Origin of the sequence: Pseudoduganella sp. RAF53_2, assembly GCF_052113985.1 — a bacterium.
GTDB lineage: Bacteria > Pseudomonadota > Gammaproteobacteria > Burkholderiales > Burkholderiaceae_D > Rugamonas.
In genome coordinates this window covers 1-10078 of sequence record NZ_JBFRDW010000161.1, presented here as the reverse complement: position 1 = coordinate 10078, position 10078 = coordinate 1, and the positions used below count along the sequence as shown (strand labels likewise).

General features: G+C 60.0%; 9 protein-coding genes, 1 tRNA gene and 1 pseudogene. 9 read left to right on the top strand and 2 right to left on the bottom strand.

All coding sequences use genetic code 11. The annotated features are described in order from the left end of the window. Positions 1 to 280 (bottom strand): hypothetical protein (locus AB4Z11_RS11885; RefSeq protein ID WP_442025456.1); only part of this gene is annotated, 280 nt, incomplete at its 3' end. Positions 281 to 899: 619 nt separating this feature from the next. Here AB4Z11_RS11885 and AB4Z11_RS11880 point away from each other — a divergent pair. Then, positions 900 to 1397, top strand: coding sequence for a hypothetical protein (locus tag AB4Z11_RS11880; RefSeq protein ID WP_442025455.1), 498 nt, complete (start codon positions 900 to 902; stop codon positions 1395 to 1397). A 121-nt stretch (positions 1398 to 1518) separates the two neighbouring features. Here the strand turns inward: AB4Z11_RS11880 and AB4Z11_RS11875 are convergent. Then, positions 1519 to 1594: transfer RNA gene (locus tag AB4Z11_RS11875), tRNA-Phe, on the bottom strand. 156 nt (positions 1595 to 1750) lie between these two features. Between AB4Z11_RS11875 and dkgB the strand changes: the two genes are divergently transcribed. The 8 genes and pseudogenes from dkgB to AB4Z11_RS11835 form a co-directional block, all read left to right on the top strand. Beyond that, on the top strand, positions 1751 to 2554 hold the full coding sequence (dkgB, locus tag AB4Z11_RS11870; protein WP_442025454.1) for a 2,5-didehydrogluconate reductase DkgB: 804 nt from the start codon (positions 1751 to 1753) through the stop codon (positions 2552 to 2554). A gap of 45 nt (positions 2555 to 2599) precedes the next feature. Then, positions 2600 to 3826 carry a UbiH/UbiF family hydroxylase gene (locus tag AB4Z11_RS11865; protein WP_442025453.1) on the top strand — a complete coding sequence of 409 codons (1227 nt, stop codon included), beginning with the start codon at positions 2600 to 2602 and terminating at the stop codon, positions 3824 to 3826. Between the two features lie 21 nt (positions 3827 to 3847). Next, positions 3848 to 4573, top strand: a complete 726-nt coding sequence (locus tag AB4Z11_RS11860) for a DsbC family protein (RefSeq protein WP_442025452.1) — start codon at positions 3848 to 3850, stop codon at positions 4571 to 4573. An 82-nt stretch (positions 4574 to 4655) separates the two neighbouring features. After that, positions 4656 to 5114, top strand: a complete 459-nt coding sequence (locus tag AB4Z11_RS11855) for a (2Fe-2S)-binding protein (RefSeq protein WP_442025451.1) — start codon at positions 4656 to 4658, stop codon at positions 5112 to 5114. Positions 5115 to 5125: 11 nt separating this feature from the next. Next, positions 5126 to 7336: a molybdopterin cofactor-binding domain-containing protein gene (locus AB4Z11_RS11850; RefSeq protein WP_442025450.1), complete on the top strand. Its 2211-nt coding sequence runs from the start codon at positions 5126 to 5128 to the stop codon at positions 7334 to 7336. 3 nt (positions 7337 to 7339) lie between these two features. Then, on the top strand, positions 7340 to 7927 hold the full coding sequence (locus AB4Z11_RS11845; protein ID WP_442025449.1) for a nucleotidyltransferase family protein: 588 nt from the start codon (positions 7340 to 7342) through the stop codon (positions 7925 to 7927). Continuing rightward, a complete protein-coding gene (locus AB4Z11_RS11840) occupies positions 7924 to 9708 on the top strand; it encodes a M61 family metallopeptidase (RefSeq protein ID WP_442025448.1) in 1785 nt (594 codons plus the stop codon). The genes AB4Z11_RS11845 and AB4Z11_RS11840 overlap by 4 nt, the downstream gene beginning before the upstream one ends. Before the next feature lie 9 nt (positions 9709 to 9717). Continuing rightward, positions 9718 to 10078, top strand: a pseudogene (locus tag AB4Z11_RS11835) (GGDEF domain-containing protein); the annotation flags it as partial.

Below are 10078 nucleotides of genomic sequence, written 5' to 3'. Positions count from 1 at the left end.
GCGCTAAATCAGCCATATCTGATATGGCCGTCTCATAAACACGGAGCACTTCAGGGTCAGTTCCTTGTACAAGAAGCAACCGGTTATTCGCCCACCGCATTTGTTTCATAATGGCCGAGCCATTCATAGCAGCCAACAGGTATTGATAGTTCCTCAAAGAGCGCTTGCGCTCATTTAGCTGCCCCCACTGGTAAATTGCGATCACAGAACTGGCGAAACCTAGCGCCCAGCCGAGCCAGACAAGAATATCAGTGATGGCCTGTTTCGTTGCGGAATCCATTATTTCCTTTCATGGTAAATGATGCCAATTTAACAGGAAATGGATGAGTCGCAGCATCTTTTAACGGGATTGCGGGGTGTTGCTGATATACTGTATGCATGTACAGTATCAAACCACCAGTAGCTATTGCCGAGGCCAGTCKCCCTAGTATTGAGGGAGCGTTGGTGCGCGTGACGCTCTTGCGTCAAAACGGCCTGCGGCTGGACGAAAGCGCCTTAGCTCCATCTCTGCAGGGGCGTATATGGTTCCGAAGGGCAGATGGTGGAACGTACTGGCGGCCGGACCACGTAGAGCTACTTGGGGGGAATTCCAGCATACCCACAAGCCTGCACAAGCCTCTATTTCAACCAGTTATTCGACGCTGGGACGAACGCGGTATTGTGCTGTCTGGATGGGAAATAGACACTGTGGATGGCAGGATCGTTGAATTCCGCCAGATGTGGAGAGTGGAGTCTGTCTAGCGGCACCTGGCAATTTGCAGATCATTTATCTGGACAACCCCAAGGATTTTGAGCCTAGACAGCGAGCGACGTTACAAAGTGGGAAGGCTGAGTTGTTGTGTTTTGAAAACCTTCAGGGCAATATGAACCACCGTTAAATTTTTGACATAGGGGGACATATGTTGCAAAGCCTGGCCAGGGACGAGGTATTCATCGAGCAACAAGATCAGTCCAGAATAGGACCTTTTAGGGCATCGGTTAGCCCTACCCAAGCAACCCTCTTTGAGGAGCATATAGACGTGCAAGAAGGGCAGATACTTATCCGCGTACTGCCTCAGCGTGAAGAGCGTTATTTGATAACGACTGCTTATTTCAGCCAGGGTCTCTCTGCAATCCCGCCTAACTGGCAACTGAAGCTGAGTAAAACAACTGCGATTCGGGATCAGCCTCTGACCAAAAACACGACAGTAAACATTCACCAATCAAATGGCATTCAGGTCGGGGACAACAACACTCAATCCATCGAGATCGCCATTGAGAATTTACTGCAGCGCATTGAGAACGCAAAGGCTTCGACTGAACAGAAGGCCGAAGCTAAAGGTCTATTGGCCAAGTTTCTTGCTCACCCACTAGTGACCGCTGTGGTGGGGGCTGGGGTGACCAGTTTGATTGGTTAGCGGAGCCTGACTCACGTGCCAAACCGCGCGCAAATTGGTGCCAAACCGCGCGCCGCGCTACAGATTAGGCGTGCTGAAAACAAAAACGCCACCCGAAGGTGGCGTTTTTTCTTTTTATTCTTGGTGGCCCGGGGCGGAATCGAACCACCGACACAAGGATTTTCAATCCTCTGCTCTACCAACTGAGCTACCAGGCCAAGAGGCAGCATTATAGCAGGCCGATAGCCGTTTGCAATAGCCTTTTGCTGAGCTAATTTCAGGATTATTGACTGCTCCGCAGATATCTTTTGTGGTTTGGGCGGTTTTTCTCAACAAAGCGCCGGTGCATAGTGTTGGCTTTCAAGGAGAACACAATGAACATTCCATCTTTTGGCCTGGGTACTTTCCGCCTGCAAGGGCAGGTGGTGATCGATTCCGTCCGTAATGGGCTGGATGCCGGCTATCGCCATATCGATACTGCACAAATTTACGGCAATGAAGCCGAAGTCGGGCAAGCGCTGGCCGACAGCGGTGTCGCGCGTGACGAGCTGTTCGTGACGACCAAGGTCTGGACCGAGCACCTGGCGGCGGGCAAGCTGATCCCCAGCCTGAAAGAAAGCCTGCGCAAGCTGCGTCTGGAGCAGCTGGACCTGGCGCTGATCCACTGGCCATCGCCTGGCGATGCCGTGCCGGTTGCCGAATACATGGGCGAGCTGGCGCTGGCGCGCGAGCAGGGACTGACCAAACTGATCGGCGTTTCCAATTTCACGGTACGCCATATGGAAGAGGCCATTACCGCGGTCGGTGCGGCGCAGATTGCGACCAACCAGGTCGAAATTCATCCCTTCCTGCAAAACCGCAAGGTCGTCGACTTCGCGCGCAAGCAAGGCATTCATCTGACTGCCTACATGCCGCTGGCTTACGGCAAGGTGATGCAGGACCCGGTAATCGTGCGCATTGCAGAGCGCCACGGCGCCACGCCGGCCCAGATTGCGCTGGCCTGGTCGCTGCAGCTGGGCTATGCCGTAATTCCGTCCTCGACCAAGCGCGCCAATCTCGAAGCCAACCTGGCCGCCCAGCGCATCAAACTGAGCGGCGAAGACATGGCCGCCATCGCCACCCTGGATCGCAACGACCGCATTGCCAATCCCGCCGGCATCGCCCCAGCCTGGGACTAAACCATGGGATCTGCCCCCAGGGTGTAGGAAAGTTATAATGGCCGGATGAACAATCCCTCGCATTCGGCCGCGCATTCCGGGCGGCACCACGTGCAGACGGCTGTCTGCATCGTCGGCAATGGGGCCATTGCCAAAACGGCAGCGCTGGCCTTTGCTCAGTCTGGTCAAAGCGTGACTTTGCTGGGACCGCCCGCCGCGCCAGAGCGGGCAGATCCGGCCAGCTGGGATGTACGTGTGTTCGCGTTGAACCACACTGCCTACAAACTGCTCGACCGTCTGAAAGTCTGGGGCGCAATGGACCAGTCCCGCATCGCTCCAGTCGACGCCATGGCCGTCAACGGCGATGGCAACCACGCCGGGGCGCTGAATTTCGATGCCTACGGCGCCCATACGGGTACGCTGGCCTGGATCGTGGAAGACCGTAACCTGAACCAGGCGCTGGATGCCGCCCTGCGCTTCGCCCAGAACGTCCACATCGTCCACGGCCGTGCCACCGCGCTGAAGGCCGACGATGACGGCGCCACCATCACCCTTGATGACGGCAGCGCGCTGCGCTCCTCGCTGGTGGTCGGCGCCGACGGCGCCAACTCCTGGGTACGCGGCCAGTGCGATATCGGCCTGGATTATCGTCCTTATAATCAGTGCGGCGTGGTCAGCAACTTCGCCTGTGAAAAGCCGCATCACGGCGTGGCCCACCAGTGGTTCACTTGCGATGAAGGCATCATTGCCCTGCTGCCGCTGCCGGGAAATCAGGTTTCCCTGGTGTGGTCGGCGCCGGAATCGCTGTCCGACACCTTGTGCAGCGAAGGCGCAAGCCGCATTGCCGAGCGCCTGGCGCCCTATGCCGCCGAAAAGCTGGGCGCCCTGACGCCGCTGCAGCCGGAGGTAGTGCGCGCTTACCCACTCAAGCTGATGCGCCCCCATTCCATGATCGCCCCGCGCGTAGCCCTGATCGGCGACGCCGCCCACGTGGTCCATCCTTTGGCTGGCCACGGCATGAACCTGGGTTTTGGCGATGTGGAGGAGCTGGTGCAAGCCGTCGCCGCCCGCGAGGAGCACCGCTCCATCGGCGATGAGCGCGTGCTGGCGCGCTATGCCCGCGCCCGTAAGGAAGAAGTGCTGCTTATGCAAGTGGCAACAGATGGCCTGGAACGTCTCTTTGGCGCAAATCTTGAACCTGTGCGCGCAGTTCGCAATTTCGGGCTAAACTTGCTGGACAAATTGCCGGGCGTAAAGCGCCGGCTGATCACACATGCCCTTGGTAAGCAGTAAATAAGCAGTAGCGGAGAATTTATGAAAAAGATCAAGCTCGCCCTCATCGCGGCGTCAGTCATGCTGATGTCCTGCGCAGGCGCGGAAAACACAATCGAAGCGAAGATCCGTAAAGCGGTCGAGCCCAAGCTGGGCGAGTCCGTGAAGATCGACTCGGTGCGTAAGACCCCGTATGCGGGATTGTATGAAATCCGCGTTGGCAACGAGGTGCGCTACACCGACGAAACGGGCAGCTATCTGATCGTGGGCCACGTGTTTGATCTGAAGTCCTCCGAAGATCTGACCCAGGTGCGCATCGATGATCTCAGCAAGATCAAGTTCGATGACCTGCCGCTGGAACTGGCGGTGAAAACCGTCAAAGGCAATGGCAAGCGCGTGATCGCGGTGTTCGAAGATCCGAACTGCGGCTACTGCAAACGCTTCCGCCAGCAGGCGCTGAAGCAGGTGGATAACGTCACCGTGTACACCTTTATGTACAACATCCTGTCGCCGGACTCCATCACCAAGTCGGCCAACATCTGGTGCTCCGCTGACCGCAGCAAGGCCTGGGATGACTGGATGGTCAATGGCAAAATGGCGCCGGCGGCTCCTGCCAATTGCTCCACCCCAAGCGACAAGGTGCTGGCCCTGGGCCACAAGCTGAATATCAATGGCACGCCGTCGATCTTCTTCGCCGACGGCAGCCGCGTGCCGGGCGCAATCGACGCGCGCGCGCTGGAAGCAAAGCTGACCAGTATCAAGCAGTAACAAGCGGACATCATCACGATCCGCAGCAAGGCGGCGCGCCTATGTGTGCCGCCTGTTTTCGCACATAACTAGGGAGTATTCAATGGTCACTCTGAATATCAACGGTCGTGATGTCCAGGTCGATGCAGATCCGTCGACCCCGATCCTGTGGGCACTGCGCGATAACCTCAATATGACGGGCACAAAGTTCGGCTGCGGCGCGGCCCTGTGCGGCGCCTGCACCGTGCACCTGGAAGGGGCGGCGATCCGTTCCTGCATCACCCCCATCTCGGCTGCCGTCGGCCAGAAGATCACCACCATCGAAGCCATGTCCGGCGACAAGGTCGGCAAGGCCGTGCAGGATGCGTGGGTCAAACACGATGTGCCGCAATGCGGCTACTGCCAGAGCGGCCAGGTGATGAGCGCCACGGCCCTGCTGCGCACCAACAAGGCACCAAGCGACACCGACATCGATAACGCCATGTCCGGCAACATCTGCCGCTGCGGCACTTATCAACGTATTCGCGCCGCCATCAAGGACGCGGCCAAGACCCTCGCCTGAAGGAGATCGCCATGCACAAGGAATGGATGCAACCGCAGGCTGCGAACGGCGTGTCGCGCCGCAGCTTCCTGAAGGCCAGTGCCGTTGCAGGCAGTGGCCTGATGCTGGGCTTCATCGTCACTGGCGGCAACCGCTTCGCCCGCGCGGCGGAAGCGCCGGCCAAGCCGGTCTATCAGCCGAACGCTTTCCTGCACATCGCACCGGATAACACGGTGACCGTGCAGGTGAACCGTCTGGAATTTGGGCAAGGCGTGCACACCGCACTGCCGATGCTGATCGCGGAAGATCTGGATGCGGACTGGTCGCAGATGCGCGGCCAGTTGGCGCCTGCCGCCGATGTCTACAAGGACCCGATGTTCGGCATCCAGATGACGGGCGGCTCCGGCAGCGTGGCCCACTCCTGGGAACAATACCGTGAGGTCGGCGCGAAAGCGCGACTGATGCTGGTCGCTGCCGCTGCCGAGCAGTGGAAGGTCAAACCCGAGCAGATCAAGACCTCGAAGGGCATGCTGATTGGCCCCAATGGCCAGAAAGCGACTTACGGTTCGATGGCCGATGCGGCCATGAAGCAGCCGGTGCCCGCCACCGTGAAGCTGAAGGACGCCAAGGACTTCAAGATTATCGGCAAAGGCACGCCGCGCCTGGACGCGCGGGCCAAGTCGAACGGCAGCCAGCAGTTCGGGATGGACTTCAAGCCGGAGGGCGCCAAGGTTGCCGTGATTGCGCACCCGCCGGTGTTCGGCGCCAAGGTTGCGAAGTTCGATGCAGCCAAAGCCAAGGCCATACCCGGCGTGGTGGATGTGCTGGAGGTGCCGACTGACCGTGGCGGCAGCGGCGTGGCGGTGATCGCGAACGGCTACTGGCCGGCCAAGCAGGGTCGCGAAGCGCTGCAGATCGATTGGGACACCAGCGCCGTCGAGAAGGTCAGCAGCGACAAGCAGCTGGCCGAGTACAAAGCGCTGGCTGCCAAGCCGGGCACGCCGGCGAAGAAAGCCGATACATCCGCACTGGCTGGCGCTGCCAAGAAGATCGAAGCCGTCTACGAGTTCCCTTATCTGGCACACACGCCGATGGAGCCGTTGAACTGCGTGATCGATTTGAAGAAGGATGCTTGCACCGTTTGGGCGGGCAGCCAGTTCCAGACGCTCGATGCCGTCGCTGTTGCGCGCACCGCCGGTCTGAAGCCCGAGCAGGTCACGCTGAACACGATGATGGCCGGCGGCGGTTTTGGCCGCCGTGCCGTGCCGACTTCCGATTATCTGGTGGAGGCGGTCAATGTAGCCAAGACCTATCACGCGACCGGCAAGACCGGCCCGGTGAAAGTGATCTGGAGCCGCGAAGACGATATCAAAGGTGGTTACTATCGCCCGGCCTATGTGCACAGCGCGAAGCTGGGTCTGGATGCCAAGGGCAATGTAGTGGGCTGGGATCACGTGATCGTCGGCCAGTCCATCCTGGCCGGGACGCCGTTCGAGCCGATGATGGTCAAAGACGGCATTGACGCCACGACGGTTGAAGGCATGGGAGAACCGTATGCCGTGCCGATGAATCTGAGCGTGCATAGCGTGAAGGCCAACGTGCCGGTGCTGTGGTGGCGTTCCGTGGGCTCGACCCACACGGCCTTCGTGATGGAAACCCTGATCGATGAAGCCGCCCACGTTGCGGGCATGGACCCGGTGGCCTACCGCAAGAAGCTGATCGATCCGAAACACACACGCCATCTGGCTGCGCTGGACCTGGCCGTCGCCAAGTCCGGCTACGGCAAGAAGAAGCTGCCGAAAGGCCAGGCTTGGGGTGTGGCGGTGCACGAATCCTTCAACACGGTGGCGGCTTACATTGTCTCAGCATCCGTGAAGGACAATGTGCCCAAGCTGCATACGGTCACTGCCGCCATCCACTGCAATCAGCCGGTGAATCCGATGACCATCGAAGCCCAGGTGCAGGGGGCCATTCTGATGGCAGTCGGCACCACGCTGCCGGGCGCCGCGATCACGTTGAAGGATGGCGTGGTCGAGCAAACCCAGTTCAGCGATTACACCGTGGCGCGTATGCCGGACATGCCGAAAGTCGATGTCTTCATCGTGCCTTCGACCGAACCGCCAACCGGCATGGGTGAACCGGGTCTGCCGCCTCTGGCCCCGGCCTTCGCCAACGCCGTGTTCAAGGTGACCGGCAAGCGCTTGCGCAAGCTGCCGTTCGACCTGGCCAGCGCCACTGCCTGACGCATGGCTGGCCACGGAGCGCGTCATGGCGTCACCGGCATTCTGCTGGCTGCCGGCCGGGGATCGCGCTTCGATCCCAGCGGCGCACGCAACAAGCTGCTGCAACCGCTGGGCGATAGCACGGTTGTCGCCATCAGCGCCCGTAATCTGATGGCGGCGCTGCCGCGCGTCGTCGCCGTGGTGCGCCCCGGTGATGACGCAACAGCGGCGGCCTTGCGCGGCCTTGGCTGCGAGATTGTCGTCAGCGAACGCGCTGCGGACGGCATGGCCGCCTCGCTGGTCACTGGCATCCACCATGCTCAGGAAGCGCTGGGCTGGGTGATCGCATTGGGCGACATGCCCCACGTGCGTCCCGCTACAATATCCGCGCTGGCTCGCGAAGTGGAGGAGGGAGCCGGCATTGCTGTGCCCATGTACGAAGGGCGGCGCGGCAACCCTGTCGCATTCGGCCGGGAACATTTGCCGCTGCTGCTGGCGCTGGAGGGCGACCAGGGCGCACGCGGTATAGTACGGAATAATGCAAACAATGTAGTGACGGTGGACGATGCCGGCATCCTGCAGGACATTGATATACCGTCCGACCTAAAATGAAAAATAACAAACCAGGCATTAGCTACACCATTGCCGCCAAAGATCTGGCGGCCCACCTGTTCCACGTTACCCTGACCGTGGATGCTCCAGCGCCGGAAGGCCAGATTCTCTCGCTGCCAGCCTGGATTCCAGGCAGTTACATGATCCGCGAATTTTCGCGCAATATCGTTCAGATCAGCGCCAATGTGCCGCTGACGAAACTCGACAAGCACTCCTGGCAGGCCGCGCCCGGCAAAGGCAAACTGGTTGTCGAATATGACATCTATGCCTGGGACTTGTCGGTACGCGCCGCCCACCTCGATCAGACCCATGGTTTCTTCAACGGCACCAGCGTGTTCCTGCGCGTGCTTGGCCAGGAGGACGGTCAGCATGTGGTCGACATCCAGCGTCCCGCCGACGAAGCCGCGCGCGGCTGGCGTGTAGCGACTGCGCTGCCGGAGCTGAAGGCCAGGCGCTACGGCTTCGGCACATACGTCGCCAAAGATTATGATGAGCTGATCGACAGCCCGGTCGAAATGGGCGACTTTGCACTGGCGACCTTCAAAGCCCATGGCGTATCGCACGATATCGTGATCACGGGCCACGTGCCGAACCTGGATATGCCGCGCCTGTGCGGCGACCTGAAACAGATCTGCGAAGCGCAGATTGCCTTCTTCGAGCCGCGCACCAAGAAAGCGCCGATGGACCGCTACGTATTCATGACCATGGCGGTCGGTGACGGCTACGGCGGCCTGGAACACCGTGCTTCGACTGCGCTGATCTGCTCGCGCGCTGATCTGCCATCGACTTCGACCAAAGACAAGGAACGCAGCGAAGGCTATGTCAAATTCCTGGGCCTGTGCAGCCACGAATACTTCCATACCTGGAACGTGAAGCGCATCAAGCCTGCCGTGTTCGCGCCGTATAACCTGCAGGTCGAGAACTACACGCCGCTGCTGTGGCTCTTCGAAGGCTTCACCAGCTATTACGACGATCTGTTCCTGGTCCGTGCCGGAATGATCGACGAGAAAGACTATTTCAAGTTGTTGGGCAAAGCCGTCGGCGGCGTGCTGCGCGGCGCGGGCCGTACCAAGCAAAGCGTGGCCGATTCCAGCTTCGACGCCTGGGGCAAGTATTACCGCCAGGACGAGAACGCGGCCAACTCCATCGTCAGCTATTACGCCAAAGGCTCGCTGATCGGCCTCGCGCTCGATCTGACCATCCGCACCAGGACCGAAGGCAAGCGCTCGCTGGACGACATCATGCGTACCCTGTGGCAGCGCTATGGCCGCGACTTCTACAACGGCAAGCCGCGCGGCGTGACGCCGGCGGAAGTGGAAGCGCTGTTCGATGAAATCAGCGGCATGAAGCTGAAGTCCTTCTTCGACAAGTACATCAAGGGCACGGAAGATGTGCCGCTGAATAAGCTGCTGCCATCGTTCGGCGTGGACTACAAGGATGAACGCAAATCGTCCAAGCCAAGCCTGGATGCCAATATTGGCCGCGACGGCTCGGACGCCAAGCTCTCTGTGGTGCACGAGGGTGGCGCAGCGCAGCGTGCCGGCATGTCGGCTGGCGATATCCTGATCGCCATCGACGGCTTGCGCGTGACCGGCAATCCTTCGAATGTCGACGCACTGCTGTCGCGCTACAAAGTCGGTGAAACCGTGCAGGTGCTTGCTTTCCGCCGCGATGAGTTGATGGCCTTCGAACTCAAGCTGCAGGGCGAGCGCATCCCCGCCATCACACTCACACCCCAGCCGCGCCAGAAGGGCGAACTGCGTCGACCCAGCTCCGTCTGAGTCCGCGCTGTGTACGCGCTCGACGTAAAGACCATCCTGTTCATGACCGCGCTGATGTGCGCGGCCATGGCGGTGGTCATGTACGCCATGCACCGCAGCTTCCGCCGCGAAGTGCAGGGCCTTGGCCATTGGGCAGCCGGACTGACGCTGATGGTCGGCTCCGGCGTGGCCTTTGGCCTGTTGGCGATCCTGCCCTCCTGGCTGGTGCTGCCGCTGGCAAACCTGATGCTGGTCGGCGGCATTGGCCTGAGCATGATCGGTACGCGTGCTTTCTACGGCAGGCCGCCTGCATGGAAGCTGTATCATGCGATCTGGTTCGCGGACTTGCTGGCAATGTGCTGGTGGATGTTCGTGCAGCCCAGTTTTGCCA